This window comes from Akkermansiaceae bacterium (assembly GCA_024233115.1).
In the GTDB taxonomy this organism is placed as follows: domain Bacteria; phylum Verrucomicrobiota; class Verrucomicrobiia; order Verrucomicrobiales; family Akkermansiaceae; genus Oceaniferula.
Map to the genome: position 1 here is coordinate 489,877 of JACKQB010000001.1, position 19,734 is coordinate 509,610.

General features: G+C 56.9%; 13 protein-coding genes and 1 pseudogene. 5 read left to right on the forward strand and 9 right to left on the reverse strand.

The features are described from left to right. Window positions 1-4: 4 nt before the first annotated feature. Entirely contained in the window at window positions 5-889 is an 885-nt protein-coding gene (locus H7A51_02090) for a helix-turn-helix domain-containing protein (GenBank protein MCP5535005.1), read from the reverse strand. Between the two features lie 82 nt (window positions 890-971). Between H7A51_02090 and H7A51_02095 the strand changes: the two genes are divergently transcribed. Continuing rightward, entirely contained in the window at window positions 972-2,636 is a 1,665-nt protein-coding gene (locus H7A51_02095; protein MCP5535006.1) for a sugar porter family MFS transporter, read from the forward strand. A gap of 38 nt (window positions 2,637-2,674) precedes the next feature. After that, window positions 2,675-6,025: a DUF5107 domain-containing protein gene (locus H7A51_02100; protein ID MCP5535007.1), complete on the forward strand. Its 3,351-nt coding sequence runs from the start codon at window positions 2,675-2,677 to the stop codon at window positions 6,023-6,025. A 16-nt stretch (window positions 6,026-6,041) separates the two neighbouring features. Here the strand turns inward: H7A51_02100 and H7A51_02105 are convergent, their stop codons facing one another. Beyond that, a complete protein-coding gene (locus H7A51_02105) occupies window positions 6,042-6,266 on the reverse strand; it encodes a LapA family protein (protein ID MCP5535008.1) in 225 nt (74 codons plus the stop codon). A 225-nt stretch (window positions 6,267-6,491) separates the two neighbouring features. On the opposite strand from H7A51_02105, the gene H7A51_02110 reads away from it, so the two are divergent. After that, window positions 6,492-6,836 carry a Dabb family protein gene (locus H7A51_02110; GenBank protein MCP5535009.1) on the forward strand — a complete coding sequence of 115 codons (345 nt, stop codon included), beginning with the start codon at window positions 6,492-6,494 and terminating at the stop codon, window positions 6,834-6,836. Window positions 6,837-6,908: 72 nt separating this feature from the next. Here H7A51_02110 and H7A51_02115 read toward each other — a convergent pair whose 3' ends face one another. The 6 genes from H7A51_02115 to H7A51_02140 form a co-directional block, all read right to left on the reverse strand. Further along, on the reverse strand, window positions 6,909-8,270 hold the full coding sequence (locus H7A51_02115) for a sugar porter family MFS transporter (GenBank protein MCP5535010.1): 1,362 nt from the start codon (window positions 8,268-8,270) through the stop codon (window positions 6,909-6,911). Window positions 8,271-8,285: 15 nt separating this feature from the next. After that, entirely contained in the window at window positions 8,286-9,176 is an 891-nt protein-coding gene (locus tag H7A51_02120) for an SMP-30/gluconolactonase/LRE family protein (GenBank protein ID MCP5535011.1), read from the reverse strand. Between the two features lie 13 nt (window positions 9,177-9,189). Continuing rightward, window positions 9,190-10,044, reverse strand: coding sequence for a fumarylacetoacetate hydrolase family protein (locus H7A51_02125; GenBank protein MCP5535012.1), 855 nt, complete (start codon window positions 10,042-10,044; stop codon window positions 9,190-9,192). A gap of 41 nt (window positions 10,045-10,085) precedes the next feature. Then, window positions 10,086-10,874, reverse strand: a complete 789-nt coding sequence (locus H7A51_02130; GenBank protein MCP5535013.1) for an SDR family oxidoreductase — start codon at window positions 10,872-10,874, stop codon at window positions 10,086-10,088. Between the two features lie 55 nt (window positions 10,875-10,929). Beyond that, the gene (gene dgoD, locus H7A51_02135) at window positions 10,930-12,099 is read right to left on the reverse strand and encodes a galactonate dehydratase (GenBank protein ID MCP5535014.1); all 1,170 of its coding nucleotides are present in this window, start codon (window positions 12,097-12,099) and stop codon (window positions 10,930-10,932) included. A 181-nt stretch (window positions 12,100-12,280) separates the two neighbouring features. Then, a complete protein-coding gene (locus H7A51_02140; protein ID MCP5535015.1) occupies window positions 12,281-15,238 on the reverse strand; it encodes a discoidin domain-containing protein in 2,958 nt (985 codons plus the stop codon). A gap of 244 nt (window positions 15,239-15,482) precedes the next feature. On the opposite strand from H7A51_02140, the gene H7A51_02145 reads away from it, so the two are divergent. Further along, complete coding sequence (locus H7A51_02145) at window positions 15,483-16,289, forward strand: PEP-CTERM sorting domain-containing protein (protein MCP5535016.1); 807 nt, start codon at window positions 15,483-15,485, stop codon at window positions 16,287-16,289. A gap of 113 nt (window positions 16,290-16,402) precedes the next feature. Here H7A51_02145 and H7A51_02150 read toward each other — a convergent pair whose 3' ends face one another. Beyond that, window positions 16,403-18,622 carry an alpha-N-acetylglucosaminidase gene (locus tag H7A51_02150; protein ID MCP5535017.1) on the reverse strand — a complete coding sequence of 740 codons (2,220 nt, stop codon included), beginning with the start codon at window positions 18,620-18,622 and terminating at the stop codon, window positions 16,403-16,405. A gap of 939 nt (window positions 18,623-19,561) precedes the next feature. Between H7A51_02150 and H7A51_02155 the strand changes: the two are divergent. Continuing rightward, a pseudogene (locus H7A51_02155) lies at window positions 19,562-19,636 on the forward strand (PEP-CTERM sorting domain-containing protein). The last annotated feature ends 98 nt before the right edge of the window (window positions 19,637-19,734 follow it).

Consider the following 19,734-nt stretch of genomic DNA (forward strand, 5'->3'; position numbering starts at 1 on the left):
TGTGTCAGGCGTGCTCCAATCGATAGGCGGAGGGGGAGATACCGGTGACCTTTTTGAATGATCTGGAAAAGTACAACTGGTCGTCGAATCCTAGTTGCCAGGAGACTTCCTTGATCGATAAGTGCGTGTCATCAAGGAGTGCCTTGGCTCGCTGCATGCGCAGCTCCGTGAAATAGGCCATCGGACTGGTGCCGTAGTGCCGTTTGAAAAGATGGCTGAACCGGGAGACCGATAGTCCGGCCTCGCGGGCGTATGCGTGTAAAGACAAGGGGGCGGACACGGTTTGCCTCATCGTATCCATCGCCTTCTCAATGACGTCCTTTTGTTGGATCTCCCGTTCAGACCCTGCCTCGACATGAAGCAGGTTGGTCAAGCTGACAAAAAACCGTGAAAGCTCGAGTAGGGTGTGGTCGGTGTAGCCAAGTTCCAGTCGCTGGATCAGCGCATTGAACTGCCTTCTCAAGGCGTTGGTGTTAGAAAACGAGGCCGTTGGCCGTGTGTCTGACAATGATGTCCAGGCCAACAAATCCTCCACCAGTGAGCCGTAGGCGTGCACCCAGTAGATTTCCCAGGGGTCGGAGCGATGTGCGCCATAGGCGTGGGCTTCTCTGGCGGGAATCCAGAAAACATCCATCGGCACCACCTCGCGGCGCTTTCCCCTGCGGCTGAACCAACCTTGGCCACTCAGGCAAAATACAAGAATATGACTCTTGAGTCCCTTTTTCCGTTCTACCAAATGCCCCTCGGCCCGCGGGTAGTAGCCCACATCGGAAACCACCATATCCTTTGTAAACGATAGGCTTAGCATCCTGGCCTCAGCGCGGGTTGGCAGGCGGAACAACTTTTGCCGGTCGAACCCTTCACGTTTGAACTCAGTAATATAATCCATATGTCTCGGAATATAGTCTATTCCAAAGGAGCCGTAAATATGTTCTTTTATGGACCGGTCATAGATATCATTGATTACTAAAATGCAAACCAATCCATCATCGTTAGCAGGGGGTCGAGCTACTTCATTCAACATGGGGTTCATTCTGTTCATTTCACTGGCTTCTGCGTTGGGCGGCTTGCTTTTTGGTTATGACCTTCTGGTCATCTCGGGAGCCAAGCAGTTTTATGAGTTGCACTTCGGCCTCGATACCCCGGTGCTCCAGGGCTGGGCGGTGAGTTCGTGTATTGTGGGGTGTATCCTCGGTGCTCTCGGTGTGGGCAAGGCGGCGGACCAGTTCGGGCGGGTGAAGTTGCTCATTCTCTCCGCCCTGTTTTTCCTGGTTTCCGCCATCGGCTCGGGCTATGCGCCGAGCTTCACCCAGTTTGTGCTCTATCGGCTTCTTGGCGGCATTGGCATGGGAATGGCGTCCACCCTGTCCCCCATGTATATCGCGGAAGTCTCCCCCGCCAAATACCGCGGGCGTTTTGTCTCGTTAAACCAGTTAACCATCGTGTTAGGTATCCTTCTTGCGCAGTTGGTGAACTACATGATTGCCGATTACAAACCTGTGCCGGAAGCCATCCAGCAGGAAAGTGCCATAGCGGCCGACCTGAATATCAAGGGGCCGCTCAAGCTGAAGAATGGTCTGTACGATACGACGGTGTTCAGTGACGAACAGATAAACGCGATCCTTCAGGGTGACGTTTTCACCCAAGCCCCCGCAGAGGCTTTTGATACCCGGAAAATGATACCCTTGCTGCAATCCGGTTCTCCGGTTCCCAAGGAGCTGATCGATGTTGAAAAACTTACGGCGTACACCAACCGGCAGCTGTCCGCCACATGGAATGGTCGGACGGGCTGGAGGGTGATGTTTGCGGCAGAGGCCATACCGGCGGCCATCTTCCTGGTGCTGATGTTCTTCGTTCCTGCCAGCCCCCGCTGGCTGACCAAGAAAAGCCGGGACGGTGAGGCACATGAAATCCTGGCCAGAATAGGTGGTAAGGAATACGCCGACCAAACGCTTGTCGAGATCGAAGCGACTTTGGATGAGGATCATAAAAAGGCGGGGTTTGGAGCAATCCTCAAGCCGAAGATGTTAGGTATTGTATTTGTGGGTATCTTCATTGCCGTGTTCCAGCAATGGTGCGGAATCAATGTGATCTTCAACTACGCGCCGGATATTTTCCGTGACGCCGGATTCACTGTCAGTGGGATCATGTTCAGTCTGGTGATCATCGGGGTCACGAACATGCTCTTTACCTTTGTGGGTATGGCGGCCATTGACAAGTTAGGCCGAAAGCCGCTGATGGTCATTGGTTCCGGCGGGCTGCTTCTGTCCCATCTGCTGATCGGGGTGTGCTACTACACCGGTAACACAGGATGGTATGTCGTGGCTTTTGCGCTGCTCGCGATTGCCTTTTTCGCAGCCACGCTGGGGCCTGTCGCCTGGGTGTTGATTTCTGAAATTTTTCCCAACTCGATACGCGGCATTGCCATGTCCATGGCGGTGCTCTCACTCTGGGTGGCGAACTTCATCCTGTCGTTCACCTTCCCGATTTTACGGGACAGCTTGGGGCCGTCCGGAACGTTCTGGACCTACGCCGGGATCTGTTTGGCGGGTATGTTCTATATCCAATCAAAGATACCCGAAACCAAAGGCAAAAGCCTCGAAGAGATCGAATCAGAGCTTCTCAATGGAGCCTGAAATGTTCACCTAACATTCATTAAACAGATCATCAAAAAATGTCAGTCATTGCCAGAATCGAACCCCGGGTCATCCCCACCTACCCACTGGGTGAGCCGGAAAAAAATCCTCTTTTTTTTGAGAAACGCGTCTATCAAGGGAGCAACGGAAAAGTGTATCCTGTCCCGTTTGTCGACAAGGTGTACGATGAACCCGTAGACACCACTTACCAGTCGGCTCTGTTGGAAAACGAGTATGTCCGGCTTGTCATGCTGCCCGAGATCGGGGGGCGCATTTTCCTTGGTCAGGACAAGTCGAACCACGACTACGATTTTTTCTATCGCCAGGATGTGATCAAGCCGGCCCTGGTGGGGCTTGCCGGTCCATGGATTTCAGGGGGCGTCGAGTTCAACTGGCCGCAGCATCACCGGCCGGGCACCTTTATGCCGGCGGATGTCCACATCGAGGAGGAGGCGGATGGTGCACGGACGGTGTGGATGTCCGAACACGATCCCCTGAACCGGTTAAAGGGGATGCACGGTATCCGTCTTCGTCCCGGATCGTCCCTGATCGAGCTTCGTGCCCGACTCTATAACCGCACCCCATACACCCAGACATTCCTGTGGTGGGCAAACGTGGCAGCCAAAGTGCACGACGCGTATCAATCGTTTTTCCCAACGGACGTGCATTATGTGGCCGACCATGCAGTCCGTGCGACCTCGTCGTTTCCCATCGCCAACAATCCCTACTACGATATCCAGTACCAGGACCGTCCGGGTGCCAACGACCTTGGCTGGTACAAGAACATCCCGGTGCCGACGAGTTACATGGTCTGCCAGACGCAGTTTGATTTTTTCGGTGGTTACGATTATTCGGAGAACGGCGGGTTCGTGCATGTTGCCAGTCGTCACATAGCGCCCGGGAAAAAACAATGGACCTGGGGCAATGATGCATTCGGCTACGCATGGGATCGCGAACTCACTGACGAGGGCGGCCCCTACGTCGAACTCATGGCGGGGGTTTATACCGATAACCAGCCCGACTTCACTTACCTGCTTCCTTACGAAACCAAGACATTTTCCCAGTATTGGTGGCCGATTCAAGATATCGGGCCAGTTCAGCAAGCGAATACCCGGGCAGCGCTGGCCTGTGCCGTCAATGAGGACCTTAGCGTCGCGCTGGGTCTTTGCGTCTCGGAAAAAGTCGAGGGTGCCCGGCTTCTGGTGCTCGATCATGGGCGGACGGTCGCCGTGTTTACCATCAATCTCTCGCCTGGTGAATCGTGGATGGATACATCGGCAAAACTTGAAGAGTATGGAGCCAGCGGACTTGAAGTCAGCTTGCTGGATTGCGATGGGGTGGAGATTCTGAATTACCAGACGATCGACCGGGCCTTGCTAACCAGGGACCGTGAGCAGGCAACCGAACCACCGGCGCCGGAAGAAATCACTTCGGCGGATGACCTGTATTTTGTCGGTGAACATCTCGAGCAATACCGCCATCCTACTCGTAGTCCCGAGGATTACTGGAGGAAAGCACTGGAGAATGATCCTGGCGATGCCCGGTGTCACCTCGCGCTAGGGAAACGAGCCCTCGGTCGTGGTGAATTCGACAAGGCCATCGGGCATTTTCAATTAGCCATCACGCGACTAACAAGTCGGCATCCCAACCCTGTTACCGGCGAGGCACACTACTTGATGGGGGTAGCCAGAATTCATCTGGGGGATGTTCTGCCAGCCTATGATTTTCTCTACAAAGCGACGTGGAACTACGAGTGGCGGAGTTGTGCTTACTACCAACTGGCGACACTTGATTGCCGGAAACATGATTGGTCGACCGCGTTGTCCCATCTCGAAGCGTCGCTAGACACAAATCGCCATAACAATAAGGCGCATGTTTTAAAGGCTGTTGTATTACGTCATCTTGGTCGTGAAGCTGAGTCGGCGCATGTCCTGGAATGCTTTTTGAAAATGGATCCTCTCGATCATTGGGCGCGTCACGTGGCCGGGGTTTCCTGTCCCGAAGCCAAACAAACATTTCTCAACCTCACCCGCAACGATGCCCAGACCATACTCGACCTGGTGTTCGACTACTGTGAAGCCGGATTTTACCGGGACGCTCTCGGTTTGCTGGAGATTCACCACGAGCATGCGGTGATCCCGGTTGCTGTGCCCAATCCGATGGAACGCAGCCCGATGACCCGTTATGTCGAGGCGTGGATCAAGCAGATGATCGATGATCCCGGGGCGGGTGCTTCTCTCGCCACCGCACGCAAACAATCGGCTGACCATTTTTTTCCAAGCCGCATCGATGAGCTGCTTGTCCTGCGGTGGGCACTCAAGCAGGGTGGCGAAGATCCTCTGGCGGCCTATGCGCTGGGGAACTATTATTTTGATAAGCGCCGGTACCATGAGGCGATTGAAACCTGGCAGTCGGCCGTTGTCGCAAACACCACGATACCCCAGGTTTACCGGAACCTGGGTATTGCCCATTGGAACCACGGCAAGGATGGTGATAAAGCGACGGCTTGTTATCAAAAGGCCATCCAGCTCGATGCCAGCGACGCCCGCTTCATCAGCGAGTTCGATCAGCTGTCACAGAAACGTAACCGCCCTGTCAGAGAGCGACTGCAATTTCTCGAGCAGCACCTTGGACTCGTCAACCAGCGCGACGATGCCACGGTGGCTCTTGCCAGCCTCTATAACTTGACCGGCCAAGCCCGGAAGGCATTCGATCTGGTGACATCACGCCGCTTCCACCCCTGGGAAGGGGGGGAGGGCGCGGTGCTTAGGCAATACAGCACCGCTTGTATTCTGTTAGGACAAGCAGCGCTTGAACGCGATGATGCCGGACTCGCTCTCCGGCAATTCAATCTTGCCATGGATACTCCGGAATCGCTGGGTGAAGCCTACCACCCACTTCAGGCGAAAGCTGATGTCAACTACTGGACCGGCCTCGCACTGAAGCATCTCGGTAGAGCCGAAGAAGCCGCACAGCACTTCAAACTCTCTGCCGAGGAGTCGGGAGACTTCTCGTCAATGGCGGTTACCGAACACAGCCCGCTCAGCTATTATCGTGGTTTGTCGCTGCGCGAACTTGGTCGTGACCAGGAGGCGAACAGCCTTTTTCAATCGCTGCTGGACTACGGAAAAAACGGGCTGAAGCAGACGGCTAAAATTGATTACTTCGCCACAAGTCTCCCTAACCTGCTCGTCTTTGATGAGGACATGCAGGCAAGGTCAGATGCTGGCTTCCACATCCTCATCGCCCTCGCGCACCATGGCTTGGGCAATGATGATGCACTGAAGGTTCATCTCGACCACGCCCTGTCTTTTGCTTGTGATGACCTGCACGCAAGCTATCTGGCAAAGAATCTCAAGCCATCAATGGAGCATCCAGGAATAAGGTAATATCCACCCGCTGGATCTACTCCTTTGGTTTGGGGGTTTTCTTTTTAGCTGTGATCAGGCTGAGTATCCACCCTGCCACCATACCGATGGCGAAGGTGAGTACGAGCATGAATGCGAGCGGCATCTCAATTTTTGCAAAAAGGATATAGACCTCCTGGTCTTCGAAGTTTTGGAAGATGATGATTCCCATCAGCAGGATCACAATGCCTGCCGCGATGTACTTTATTTTCTTGGTATCCATGATGTAAGAGAGTCCCGCCTGCGGAGGAAATAGTCAAGATGCGAAGCTGAAATGACAAATATGACAGACCCGTCTGTCGCCCTGTTGCCACCGTCCCGCCGATGGCGGTGCATCCTGGAAGGTAGGGCGGCTTTGCAAGCTGCCGACAGGATGTGCACTTAGGTTGTCGGCAGCTTGCAAAGCCGCCCTACTTTTTTGCGCGCTTTTTGCCCTCACCTTTTCCTGATGATTTGCCTTGGCGAAGGAGTGCCGGAGGACAATGATCGCGGCATGGAACACCATGTGTATTTTTGGCTGAAAGAAGAGAATAAAAACGAGGCGGATCGCGCTGCCTTTGAGCAGGGTTTGGACGCTTTGCTGAAAATTGAAACCATCGCTTCGGGAATGTGGGGGGCACCATCGGCGACCCCTGAACGCCCGGTCACCGACAAGAGTTTTGACTACGCGATCTCGCTCAGATTCGACAGCATCGAGCAGCACAACATTTACCAGGACCACCCGGAGCACCACGTGTTTGTGGATGCGTTCAAGGATTTATGGGCGGCGGTCAAGGTGATGGATGTGGGCTGATAACCGCCAGCGTCCGCTCAGTGCTCCGCTCCTGTCTGCCCCTATTTGCATCCGGGCTGCCCTGCCGGGAGTTCACTTGTTTTCCTCCAGCGACCTGCCTTTGGTTTCGGGCAGGCAGATGAGGACGAAGAGAATGGTGACGATGCAGAGGCCGCCGTAGATGAAGAAGGGGAAGCCGTGGTTGTATTTTTCCACAAGCGCCTCGTTTTTGTCCATCATCACAAATGTCTGTGAGACCACCGAGTTGGTGAGCCAGAGGAAGACGGTGCAGGTGGCCATCGCCAGGGAGCGGATTTTGTTGGGGAAGATTTCGGAAAGCAGGACCCAGACAACAGGCCCGAGGCTGAGGGCGAAGCTGGCGATGTAAACGATGACCCAGAGCAGGAGGCTGCTGTCGGCCTCGCCCTGCGCCCCGGCGGTGCCCATGACAAAAAGCGAGAGCCCCATGCCGGCGGCGCCGGTGATCATGAGGGGTTTCCTGCCGATGATGTCGACCGTCCAGATGGCAACGAGGGTGAAGAGGACGTTGGCACCGCCGACGATGACTTGCTGGAGCAGGGCGGCATCGATTTTCTCACCGCCGAGCGAGCCGAAGATTTCCGAGCCGAAGTAGAGAAAGACATTGATGCCGGTGGCCTGCTGGAGGAAGGCGAGGGTGAGGCCCAGGGCGAGGAGTTTGAAGTGGCCGGGGGTGAAGAGCTGGGAGAGCCCCGCCTTTTCCTCGTTGAGTGATGTCTCGATGGCGCGCATTTCCTCGTCGGCGGTTTCCTCGCCCTCGATTTTCACCAGGACGGCGCGCGCCTCATTTTTGCGACCATGCATACTGAGCCAGCGTGGGGTTTCCGGAATAAAGAAGGTCAGCAGGAAGAGTCCGGCGGCGGGCAGGGCCTCAGAGCCGAACATCCACCGCCATCCGGTCGCGGTGTTCCATGCCATGTCGTCCGGGTTGGTGATGAAGTAGTTGACGAAATAGACGACGAGCATGCCCCCGACGATGGCGAGCTGGTTGAGGGAGACGAGTCGGCCGCGGATGCGTGCGGGGGCGATTTCGGCGATGTACATCGGGCTGGTCATGCTGGCGGCGCCCACGCCGATGCCGCCGATGATGCGGAAGATGATGAAGGTGTTGATGTCGTTGGGCACGGCCGTGCCGATGGCGGAGATCAGGAACAGGAGGCCGGAGATCATCAGGGTTTTCCGGCGGCCCAACCAGTCGCCGAAGAAGCCGGCAAGGATGGCGCCGGGGATACAGGCGAGCAGGGCGCTGGAGGCGGCAAAACCCTTCATGCCCGCATCCAGGGAAAAGCGGGCTTCAACGAACTGGAGGGAGCCGTTGATGACACCGGTGTCGTAACCAAAGAGCATGCCGCCGAGGGTGGCTACAAGGCAGGCGGAGAGGAGGTAGAGCTTTGAACTGGATGGTGGGGGTGTCATTGTTAGGTGGGGCGGTTAGTTGGTGCCGGCGAATCGATGGGCGGGGACTCCCGCGATGGGGCTGCGGGCACGGAAGAGGGAGCCGGCCAGAGGCTGGTCGCGAAGGTCATCCTCGCCCAGGTGGACCGTGGCGCTGGTGATGTAGATGTCCTGCAGGTCGTCGCCGCCGAAGGCACAGGACGTGATGTTGGAGGTGGGCAGGGTGATTTTGTGTGTGCGTGCGCCGGTGGCGGGATCGATGCGCAGGACGGACGCGCCACCGAACATCGCCACCCAGAGGCCGTCGTCGGCATCGATGGCCATGCCGTCCGGGAGCCCCTCGGCATCCTGGTCGAAGGTGGTGACGGTTTGCCTGTTGGATACTTCCCCGCTTTCCCGGTCGTAGCGATAGCAGTCGAGGCGGTAGGTGAGTGAGTCGATGAAGTAAAATTTCGTTGCGTCCCGGCTCCAGACCAGGCCGTTGGAGATGGTGAGATCGTCGAGCTTGCGGTGGATGCTGCCGTCGGGCTCCATGCAGTAGAGGCTGCCGGCTCCTTCGCGGCAATCGTAGGCCATGGTGCCCGCCCAGAAACGGCCCGCGGGGTCGCACTTGCCGTCGTTGAATCGGACCTCGGGGTGACCGGCCTCGGGGTTTCCAAGGTGGGTGAGTTGCCCGTTTTCAGGATCCATGCGGGCGAAGCCGTTTTGGGTGGCGAGGAGGATGCCGCCCTGCTCATCGAGCACGACGGTGCCGACGTGCTCGCCGACGTCCCAACTGCGGTTTTCGCCGGTGGCTGGATTGAAGCAATGGACGGCGTTGCCGTGGATGTCCACCCAGTAGAGGAGTTTTTCACGTTCATCCCAGAGGGAGCCCTCGCCGACTTCGGCGTTGTGTTGCCAGGCTGGGTGCGCTTCGATTTCGGTCATGGCTGATGAGGGGTTAGGTGGTTGGGAGGCGATCGACGGGATTGGTTAGGGTGCCGATGCCATCGATAGTGATATGGACGAGATCCCCCGGATGCAGGGTGAAGTCATTGCCGGGAATGATGCCGGTGCCGGTCATGAGGAAGGCACCGTGGGGAAAGGAGCTTTCGCGGAAAAGAAAGCCGGCCAATTCCTCCGGGGTGCGCTTCATGGCACCGAGCTGGGTGTCCCCGGCGAAGACCTCCAGGCCGTCGCGTTCGATTTTCAGGGAAATGCCGGTTTCCGATGAAAGTTCGTCGGTGAGCAGGATTCCGGGGCCGACCGAGGCGCAGCCATCGTAGGTTTTTGCCTGTGGCAGGTAGAGCGGGTTTTCGCCCTCGATGCTGCGTGAGCTCATGTCGTTCCCGGCGGTGAAGCCGATGATGTTTCCCGAGGGGTTGAGGACGAGGGTGAACTCCGGCTCCGGCACGTCCCAGGTGGAATCGCGGCGGATGCGGACCGGCGCGCCGGGGTGGGAGACGCGCAGGGGAGTGGCTTTGAAAAAAAGTTCGGGTCGGTCGGCCGCGTAAACGCGATCATAGAAGTCGCCGCCACCCGCGTCCTGGGACTCCTCCATGCGGGCGTCACGGGAGCGGTAATAGGTCACACCGCAGGCCCAGAGCTCCTGCTTGCTGATGGGGGCGAGCAAGTGATGGCACAGGGCGTCGGCGGCCTGCTCATCGTGGCTGGCGGTGGTGGCGGCGGCCTCGACATAGGACTGGAGGTTCTCCCGGATCAGCAGGGCGTCCCAGTCGGTGTCGGGAAGAAAAAAACAAAGCTCGGATTGGCGGGCGACGATGCCCTTGCTGGTTCGGTAAATGGATGTGTTCATGGAGATGATCAGGTTGTGTTAGATGGTGTGGGAGCGTTTGGTCAGGCGTTGGCCTGTCCGCCCTTGTAAGAGAAGCCGCCGTCGCAGCGGATGTCTGCGGCGGTGATGTTGGCCGCCTCCTCGGACGCGAGGAAAACAAAGGTCGCCGCCACCTCCTCGATGCTGCCGACTTTTCCCCGCGGGTGGTTTTGATCAAACGAGCGGAACAGGGCCTCGGGGTCCTCGCCGCTTTCCGCGACGTAGCGGTGCAGCATGGGGGAGTCCACGGTGCCGGGGGAGACCGAGTTGACGCGGATGTGGTCCGGGGCGAGTTCCATCGCCTGGCCGCGAGCCAGACCGATAAGGGCGGCGTTGCAGGCGCCATAGACGGCGTGATTGGCAAACCCCACGTTCCCTGTGACGCTGGCCATGTGGATGATGGAGCCGCCGCCGCATTGTCGCATGGCGGGGATGCAGAACTTGGAAAAAAACACGGAGGACTTGAACTTGACGTTCACGCAGAGGTCGAACTGCTCCTCACTCATATCCTCCACCGCGACGACGGGCATGACCGCGGCGTTGTTCACGAGGATGGAGGCCGGACCGAGCTCCTTGTTGGCCCGCGCCACGAAGGCCTCGATGGCGGCGGTGTCAACGATGTCGAAGGCCTGGTGGCAGGCCTTCACCCCGTAGGATTCAATCAGCCTGGCGGTTTCCAGCAGGTTGGGTTCCCTTGAGGCGCAGACGGCGACGTTGGCGCCCTCGCGGGCAAAGGCGGTGGCGATTCCCCGACCGATGCCGTCGCCGGCACCGGTGACGATGGCGGTTTTTCCTTTTAATCGCTGGCTCATGATGCAGGTGTCAGTTGTTCGGTGATTGTTAGGGTGTGTTAGATTGTTAAATAATTTACCAGTCAAGAATGGCTCCGTCCTCGGCCCGGATGGTGTTCGAGTGGATGATTTCCTGCTCGAAGGGGTGCTTGGCGGCCTCCGCCTCATCGACCTCGATGCCGAGACCGGGAGCCGTCGGCGGTAGCCAGTGGCCGTCCTTGGTTTCGAGGCTGGATTTGACAACATCCCAGCGCCAGGGGACATCGGTGAGCATGTCCTCCTGGATGATGAAGTTTGGCGCGGCGAGGTCAAAGTGGAGGGCGGCGGCGTTGGCGATGGGGCCGAGCGGATTGTGGGGTGCCACGCCCATGTTGTAGATTTCCGCCATGGCCGCGATCTTGCGGGCGGCGAGCAGACCGCCGCAGTGGCACAGGTCCGGCTGGATGACGTGACAGGCGTGTTTTTCGAAAATCTCCCGGTACTGGTGCATGCTGACGAGTCGCTCGCCGGTGGCGATGGGCGCCTTGACGGCGCGCGTGACCTCGCAGAGGCTGTCGACATTTTCCGGAGGCACGGGCTCCTCGCAAAAGTAGGGGGAAAACTCCTCGATGGCGTTGATATACTGGGTGGCGACGATGGGGGTGCAGCGGCCGTGAAAGTCGACCATGATGTCGATGTCATCACCGACGGCGGTGCGGAGTCTTTCCATCAGGCTGGCGAATTTCTTCACCGGACGGATGCCCTCCAGCGGGCGCGAGTAGGGTACGAAGACGACCTTCAGGGCGGTGTATCCCTTGGCGACGACGGCGTGGGCGAGATCGATGAGCGGGCCGGGGTCAAAGGTTTCATAAACCGCCTTCATATCGCCGCCGCCGAGGTGGGTGTACATCCTCACCTTGTCGCGGACACGCCCTCCCAGCAGATCAAAGACGGGGACTCCCAGATCCTTGCCCCGGATGTCCCAGAGCGCTTGTTCAATGGCCGAGATGGCGGACATGCCGATGACACCGAGCCGCCAGAAGGACTGACGGTACATTTTCTGATAGAGGTGCTCGATGCGCCGCGGGTCCTCACCAATGAGCATGGGTTCGAAATCCTCGACGGCACCGACCAGGGAGCGGGTTTTCCATTCGAGTGAGGCCTCGCCCCAGCCGTAGAGGCCGGGGGTGTCTGTCTCCACTTTCACAAAAACCCAGTTTCTCATCTGGGCATTGACAACAAAGGTGCGGATGCGGGTGATTTTCATGGAAAATACGGTGGTGCGGCAATGAGCTTGGGAATCATTGTCCATGTGTGGGCACGTGTGTCAACGATCATTGACGAACGCGCCAACAGGCTATCGAGCATTCCGATGCTCTATGAAATTCGATGCTCTATGAAATAAAACACCAGGTTAAATCGGCACGAGTGAAATCCGGTTCCAAACTTCACTTGGCAATCAGCTCGACGAGATGGCTGCCCGGATTGAGGTTACTGCCGAACATTTCCACCCGGATGTAGCGCATCGGAGTGAGTTGGAAGCTTTCTTCACAGCCGCGGGCACCGAAGGACTCCTTGTTGTCGCGTTTGTCGATGTGGACATCCCAGTTTTTGCCGTCCATGGAGGTCTTGACGATGAATTTGTAGGCGCGTTTGTCCTTGTGCAGGGGGACGACGTTGATGGTGGAGATGTTGACGGATTTTCCGAAATCGATTTGATACCAATCCCCTTCCCAGTATTCCGCGTTGTTGATCTCGCCATCGTTGGCAAATTGCGGATTGGTTGAGCCGGGTGAGCAGGTGACTTTGACGCCTTTTTCCGCGGCGAGGTTTTTGATTTTAACAAGGACGGATTTACTGCGCTCGGCGGGGTCCTGCATGGCGGTGGGATGGTAGGTTTTCACCTTGCCGTTTTTGCTGACATGTTCTGCGAAACGGCGTGCGTATTCCGTTTTCCAGGCAGCGAGGATGAGCTTGTAGGAAAGCGGCTGGGTCGGATGCGCCTTCTCCCCATCCGTTAGAAACCCCTTGGGGATCGGGGGCATTTCGGAACGTTTGCCCGGCCAGAAGCCGGGTTCGGTGCGGTAGGCGAGCAGGGTGTTCTGGAAAAGGTTTTTGTCGGCATCGGGGTTGAGGGTCCATTCCAGAGCGAGCTTGGTGGCATCCGGGCTGAGGTGGATCACGTTGCCATCTTTGTTAGATCGTTTGGCGTCGGTGGTGAAGGATTTGAGATTCACAAAATACGGGATGCGCACAACCAGGCTGCGGGGCTGTTGGAAAAGGTCTGTCTTGATGCTGACATCAGCGCCATCGTTGCGGGGAGTCATCAGGGCGGTGACGAGTCCGAAGGAGGTGGGTGCTTTTTCAATACCGAGTGGTTGGCCATTGACGAGCCAAGCGGGGGAGACGGCATTGAAGAGCAGGATGTCGCGGTTCTGAGGTTCCAGTCCTCCACGACCACCGAACTCGGCGACAAAGAGATTGCGGATGAGTCCGTTGTAGGTGGAGCATCCCCAGGCGTGAGGCGGTGGGCAGAACTCGACATCGCGGTCGGTCCAGGGGCGGATCATGTTTTCAAAACTCTCGTAGGCACTGCCGGAGTGCATCATGGCGTGATAGGTGTCGATCAGCGCCTGTTGGGGGTCGCCGTTGAGGATGGACTGGTTGGCGGCGCGGGAGGTCATGTACTGGTGGAGGTGCTGGCCGTTGCGGTAGGTCATGATGCCCTCGCGGTATTTGGTGGCGTGCAGGCGTTTGAGGGTGCCGGACACGAGTGGGTCACCCGGCTGGACAAGCTCGGTGGGCCAGAGCAGCATCTCGTTTTCCCAATCCTGGTCGGTGCGGAACTCCGCGAAGCCGGCGCGGGCAGCCGGGCCGGTGATGAATTTGTAGAGACCGGTGGGCACGTAGCCATCGGCGTGGGCACTGTCGCGGACGGCTTTGAGGACGAGTTTTTCATAGCGGTCGTGAAACTTGAGCCAGGTGGCGGCGGTGTCGTTTTCGCCGAGTAATCTTGCCATGTTGATGGCGGAGCGCAGGGCGATGAGTGCCCAGTAGTTGTGGCAGGTGTACTGGCCCTTGATCATCTCGTTGTCGTAGGGGATGGAGGGGCGCATCAGGCCGTGCGGCTGGGTGTTGCTGTCGTGCATGATGCACTCGACACCGCGCTTGATCGCCGGGAAGAATTTCTTGCCGAGGTCGATGTTGCGACTGTTGACGATGTGATCGGTGATGGCCGCCATCGGCTGGCCGTGGCCGCAGAAAATTTTCTGCCCGTGGCTGAGTGCGATGTCGACAAAAAGGCCGTCTTTTTGTTGCCGGTCGACAAAGTTCTGGAAATTCGGTTGGAGGAAATCCTTGAGGCCGAAGCTGTTGTAAAGCAGGGCGTAATCGTAGACGGGAGTGAGGAAGAGGTCGGGGTAAGGGAGACCGTCGGTTTGGGTCTTTCTGCCGTTGTAGGTGCGGGTGGCGAGCATGACATGCACGGCGGTGGCGCGATGGGACTCGGCCAGTTTTGGCTCGCCCGGTGTGCGGATGAAGCTGAACCTGGTGACGGCGTTATTCCAGTAGTCGATGACCCGGGCGCGGGATTGTGTGTAGTCGGCGGCTTTCAGTTCTGCTAGGTAGGTGGCGTCGGAGGTGGGGACACGGGGGAGTTTGAAGATGAGGGTCATCGATTCACCGGGAGCGAGTTTTTGGGTGTATCGGGCGATGCCGACTTCTGTGCGCGGGGAGACCCCGAGTTCGGTGCCGATGAATGGTTTGGTATAAGCTTCACCATTGGCAGCATCCCAACTGTCAGGGGTGGTGTAGAGGCCAACCGTTTCCCCGGAACGGAGCAAAGCATCGTCTTTGATTTCATATTCCCATTTGGCATTAAACCCGGCGTTGCGTTCGCGGTGGCCGATGCCGCACTGGCGGAATGCGGCGGCGGCTTTGGCGGTGACGGGTTTGTTTCCGGCATTGCGGACGACGAGTTTGGCAAAGATGGCCGTGTTTTTATTTTCCGAATCGGAGGGCAGCAAGGCGCCAAACACCTCATACTCATAACGTAAAGATCCGTCGGTCCAGTTATCGGAGACGACAGGAATGTAGCCGTCTAAAAACTGACGTTGTCGACATGCCAGCGGCGTGTCATTTTCACCCCAGAACAGGCAAAGCTCGGCACGGCCTGTGTAGATGTTGCCCTCGGGAGTGACTTGAATCCCGATCGGGTCCGGCTGCCAGGGCATGCCGATACAGGTCACCGGATGGGTAAAGTAACACCAGGGTTTGGAGGCGTCATCGAGCTTCGGGTCCACCATCGGCCAGCCGCCGTCGGTGATGCCTTGGGCGGAAATGATGTTGGTTGTGATAGCTGTAACAACTAGTGCGATGAGCCATTGAAGATACTTGTTAGGTCGCATGGTGGGAACAGTTTTATTGGGGGAAAGGGGACAGGTTGGAGTTTTCCTTCCTCTTTTTCCCGCTGCCAACGATGTTCTCGATCCTCTCATCCCGAAAGCAAATTTTCAGCCATTCACCCAAGATTGTTTGAATTTCTCCTAGGGAGAAAATCGAACGCCAGGGGGCGAGAATAACGTGTAGGATGCAAATCAGTCGTGGGTTAACACGCAAATTCAGGTTCCCTAGACACAACCAATGATAAACATGAAAAGAAAACGAATGAAAACAGGCGGGGTCACGGCATTGGCTTGCTGTGCTATGGCGGCATCGCACACCGATGCAGCTTTATCTGCTTACGACGGATTCACCACGACGGGAGACTTGACTGGCCAAACCGGCGGGTCCGGCTTTACAGGAGCCTGGGGTTCTTCAGATCAATCACTCACGGTGGTGTCAGGCACGCTGTCTTATTCCACGTTGGTAACCACCGGAGGTAAGGTAGAGGCCAATTCTACAGACGAACTGGAGTTCCGCGGGCTGCCAAGTACCAGCACTGGAACGGTTTGGATGAGTGCGCTCATGCAAGTGAATGGGACGAGTAATATCACTTCTAATATGGCATCTATTGGGCTTTTTACTGGGACGACCAGCCAACGCACTTGGCTGGCCGTGCGTCAGGGGCAAGTTCAGTTCTACACCCGAAATGCAGCTGACACTGCCTGGGATATCAACAACTCGACTTCCTACACCAACGGCGACACGGTGTTTCTCGTTTCGCGTATTCAGTATGGCGCCGGCACTGGTGGAAGTGATTTGGTGGACTACTGGGTGAATCCTGCATTGGGAGCTTCACTGACAAGCGGGGATATCACGGTCGATAACAGCGGTGTGGCTTTCGACTCCATCCGCATCAGCGGAAGTGGCGGAACTGGTGGAACGAACACGCCCAACTACATCGACGAGATTCGCTTTGGCAATAGCTATGCCGAGGTAGCACCCGTGCCCGAGCCATCATCAGCAGCTTTGCTTGGTCTGGCTGGCCTTGCCCTGATCTTGCGCCGACGCAAGTAGATCGAATTCCTTCCGTTGGTTCTTTTTCAAGCGCACCCTTGGATCGAGGGTGCGCTTTTATTGTGTGTTTTGGAAACAGGGGCAAACCTCCAAGAGTCCACATTCTTTGGTCTCTACTTTCCCTTGGTCTCCACCGTGACATACTTGGCTTTGATTTTCCTGGCGATGGCGATGGGGTCGCCCTGGGCTTTTGTCGGGTAGTCGTTTTGGGAATGGACCCACTTGTCCTCGTAATTGCGGATGGCGGCCTCCGTAGCACCGCCGTTGAATTTGCCGTTGCCGTGCAATGCCTTGCTGATGGCGTCGAGGTAGATTTTCCATCGGGTGTAGTTGAAGTCGCCCATCATACCCCCGTATTGCCGCTGGGCATAATCGTGGAGGTTGTTGTTTTTATCGCCCCAGGTAGTGATGATGTTTCTGGCGTTGAGCTCGTAGAGGTTCCTTTCCTGCTCGTTGTCGCCCGCCCGGTTGCGCGCCATCCCGATCCAGTGGGAGGCGAGGAATTTGTGGTGCGAAGAAAGCAGTTCGTCACAGTCCTTGATGGCCTGCAGATAGGCAGCGGCCGCCTGGTCGAAGGCCTTGGCGTTTTTTTTGTGATAGGCTGAGCGGAGCTGGGCGTGCATTTGCTGGGATTTGTCGGAGAGCACCTGGCGGGCCAGATCGACAAGGTCGTGGCGGTAGGTGTCCATGTGACCCAGCGTGTCGGCTGCCGAAAGCAGTTTGACAAACGCCTCTTGCACCCGTGCGGTGTTGTAGAAAATCTGCGCCCGCACGAAGTTGGTGCCGTTGGCGCCCATTCCCGGGCGCATGGCTAGAAACGAGCCAACGGGGCCGCGCTGTGCGTCGTTGTCACAGGTGTAAACCTCGTCGATGAGGATATGCCACGCATCCTTCACCGCCTGGGGGGCTTTGCCATATCGCCTTTCGGCATACTGGTCCACCCACGCGTGAAGATCCATCGGCTGGTCGTGCCATGTCATTTCATAGAATTGATCAAAGACGACCGGGTTGATCTCGCCGCCTTCATTGCCGCTGCCGATGCCGACAAGATTGCGTGACGCCGGGTTTTTGACGGCATTGGGAAGAGTGGTGCCAACGCGGTGCATGCGACCATACATGCCCTGTTTACCGCCCCAGTTGTGCAACATGCACCAGATCCATTGTTTGCCACCGAATGCCTTGGTGTGCGTCCAGTGCGGGTCGGCTGTCGCCCAGAGGTCGAGGATGATCATATTGTCGTCGGGGACGCCTGAGAGCAGGGCTTCGATCCTCGGTTGCGTCCAGAGTTTGCGTTCACCAAAAAGCCAGCTATACATCACCCAGACCGCATCGGGATCGGCGGACTGCATGGATTGATAAACCGCCTCGCTGATGCTCTTGAGATAATCCGGCTCCAGGCTGGGCGGGTGCATCTCGTTGAATGTCTCGGCGCTGTAATAGTGATCCGTGCCGAACATTTTTTGGGTTTCCTCAATCGTCAGCGCACCGATGCGTTTGAAGAGCGGATCGTCTGGAGCGAGGATGTAGGTGCCGGGGAAACCTCCCCAGGATTTCATGCGTTGGATTTTGGCATCGGGGAATTTTTTGGCAATCGCCTGAGGCACGTGGCCACCGAACGCGGGCAACACGGGTTTCATCCCCAGCGACCTGGCGCGGGCGAGGATTTTTTTCTGCAGCGCCTCCTGTTTTTGATACCAGTTCTCAGGCAAGGGGCCGCCCCAGCCGTCGAGGTTGGCCATGAAGAACCACGGAAGATACGACGGGCCTGAAATGAATTTGCCGATCTCTTCATCAGACACCCCGAGCTTGCGATAGACCTCGCGCAGCACACACTCGGCGCCGGTCATGGCGAGCGGCAGGTTGATGCCGTTGAGCGCCATGAAATCGAGTTCCTTTTGCCAGCGCTCCCAGTCCCAGAATGTCATGGTATAGCCGAAGGTGCAGTGGTTGAACGCGTAGCGATATGTGTATGGGGTGGGGTGGCGTTCTTTTTGGCTAGGCAAGGGCAGGGGGCTGGGGATATTCATCTGCTCACCGCACCATGAGGTGTGCGCCTTGCAGTGGTATTTGAGATACCAGTTCAGTCCGCTGCAGATGGTGACACCGTTCGTCCCCCGAATGACCACCTTGCCGTCCCGGGAATCGATTTCGAAAACATCCTTGCCGTTTTCCAGCGGAATTTCCTCCAAAACAAACTCACCGGCCCGGCCGGGCAGGAGGCGGTTCAGGACACCTTCCGCTGCCGACTTGGCTTGCATGGCTTCTTCGGCGTGAATGCTGGTGCTTGCAATCAGCAGACCGCAAGTGAGGACGAGGTGGATGAATGATTTCATGTGGATGTTTGTTGTCTATGGATTCTTTACGGTGGGTGGCTGAACCGGATGTTGTTTTAAGACATCCCCGCCCGGTAATTGCTGTGTGCGGTAACGGCTTATCACAAATACGGTCGTCAGACAATTCTGTTACTAAAATGCGCGAGCGGGCAACCCCTTGTTTGTTCGATTTTCTCGACAAGAGAAAATCGAACGCGCATTTACACATTTTCGTGTAGGTAGCTTAACTTGAAAGGCGGGTTGAAAAAGCCCCCCTCCAGAAATTGAACGTCATAAACAACGAACACGCAAACCATGAACAGACTAAATATATCACTACTCAGCCTGCTGGCCCTGTCGGTGACCTCGCGGGCAGCCGTCGTATCCTACACCAGCCAGCTCTTTACCAATGCTACGGACGTTTCTACGAACGGAACACTCGTCAAGGCAGTCAACCTCGGCAAAGGCGGTGGAACCGGGACGAACAACGGACCAGCAACAACGGTTGTCGTGATCAACGGAGTCACCTTCTCCTCAGATTCCGGCACTGGAACCAGTGATTTTGCCGATAGTGCCGGTGATTATTACTATGATAACTACACTGGCACTGGAGTCATTACAGGGGTTCCGGATGTGGACGCCAACGCCATGTTAGACTCCATTGAATTCGGCCCTGGTATTGGGAACTCCCTTGCCACCCTGACTAACTTAACCATCGGGCAGGCCTATGAACTCCAGATCATTGATCTAAGAGCAACGCCCGCAGCCGGCGGCTCAATGAGTTACGGTTATGCGGCAACGGTCGGTGGAACCGAGGTCTATGACTTGACCGGTCTCGTACGGTCGGCACCTCGTATTACCACAGGAACATTTATAGCCGATGCTGTGAGCCAGGAAATCCACGTAGCGACTACGTATGCCAATGGAAACAACCTGGAGGTTGCTGCCTTTCAGCTCAGGGCGGTGCCGGAACCATCCTCCGCAGCACTACTCGGCCTCGGTGGACTTGCGCTGCTTCTACGCCGTAGGAAGTAGTCGATCCGACATCCATCTCAATCAAGAAACAGGCTGAGGGCGTTCGGTTTCCCTGAGCCTGTTTTTTCTGCCCAAGCTATATCCGAGCTTTATTAGAA

What these genes read in the sequence shown, in the direction of transcription:
- H7A51_02090 (MCP5535005.1), bottom strand. Translation starts at nt 889, where the DNA reads ATGGATTATATTACTGAGTTCAAACGTGAAGGGTTCGACCGGCAAAAG.
- H7A51_02095 (MCP5535006.1), top strand. Translation starts at nt 972, where the DNA reads ATGCAAACCAATCCATCATCGTTAGCAGGGGGTCGAGCTACTTCATTC.
- H7A51_02100 (MCP5535007.1), top strand. Translation starts at nt 2,675, where the DNA reads ATGTCAGTCATTGCCAGAATCGAACCCCGGGTCATCCCCACCTACCCA.
- H7A51_02105 (MCP5535008.1), bottom strand. Translation starts at nt 6,266, where the DNA reads ATGGATACCAAGAAAATAAAGTACATCGCGGCAGGCATTGTGATCCTG.
- H7A51_02110 (MCP5535009.1), top strand. Translation starts at nt 6,492, where the DNA reads ATGATTTGCCTTGGCGAAGGAGTGCCGGAGGACAATGATCGCGGCATG.
- H7A51_02115 (MCP5535010.1), bottom strand. Translation starts at nt 8,270, where the DNA reads ATGACACCCCCACCATCCAGTTCAAAGCTCTACCTCCTCTCCGCCTGC.
- H7A51_02120 (MCP5535011.1), bottom strand. Translation starts at nt 9,176, where the DNA reads ATGACCGAAATCGAAGCGCACCCAGCCTGGCAACACAACGCCGAAGTC.
- H7A51_02125 (MCP5535012.1), bottom strand. Translation starts at nt 10,044, where the DNA reads ATGAACACATCCATTTACCGAACCAGCAAGGGCATCGTCGCCCGCCAA.
- H7A51_02130 (MCP5535013.1), bottom strand. Translation starts at nt 10,874, where the DNA reads ATGAGCCAGCGATTAAAAGGAAAAACCGCCATCGTCACCGGTGCCGGC.
- dgoD (MCP5535014.1), bottom strand. Translation starts at nt 12,099, where the DNA reads ATGAAAATCACCCGCATCCGCACCTTTGTTGTCAATGCCCAGATGAGA.
- H7A51_02140 (MCP5535015.1), bottom strand. Translation starts at nt 15,238, where the DNA reads ATGCGACCTAACAAGTATCTTCAATGGCTCATCGCACTAGTTGTTACA.
- H7A51_02145 (MCP5535016.1), top strand. Translation starts at nt 15,483, where the DNA reads ATGAAAAGAAAACGAATGAAAACAGGCGGGGTCACGGCATTGGCTTGC.
- H7A51_02150 (MCP5535017.1), bottom strand. Translation starts at nt 18,622, where the DNA reads ATGAAATCATTCATCCACCTCGTCCTCACTTGCGGTCTGCTGATTGCA.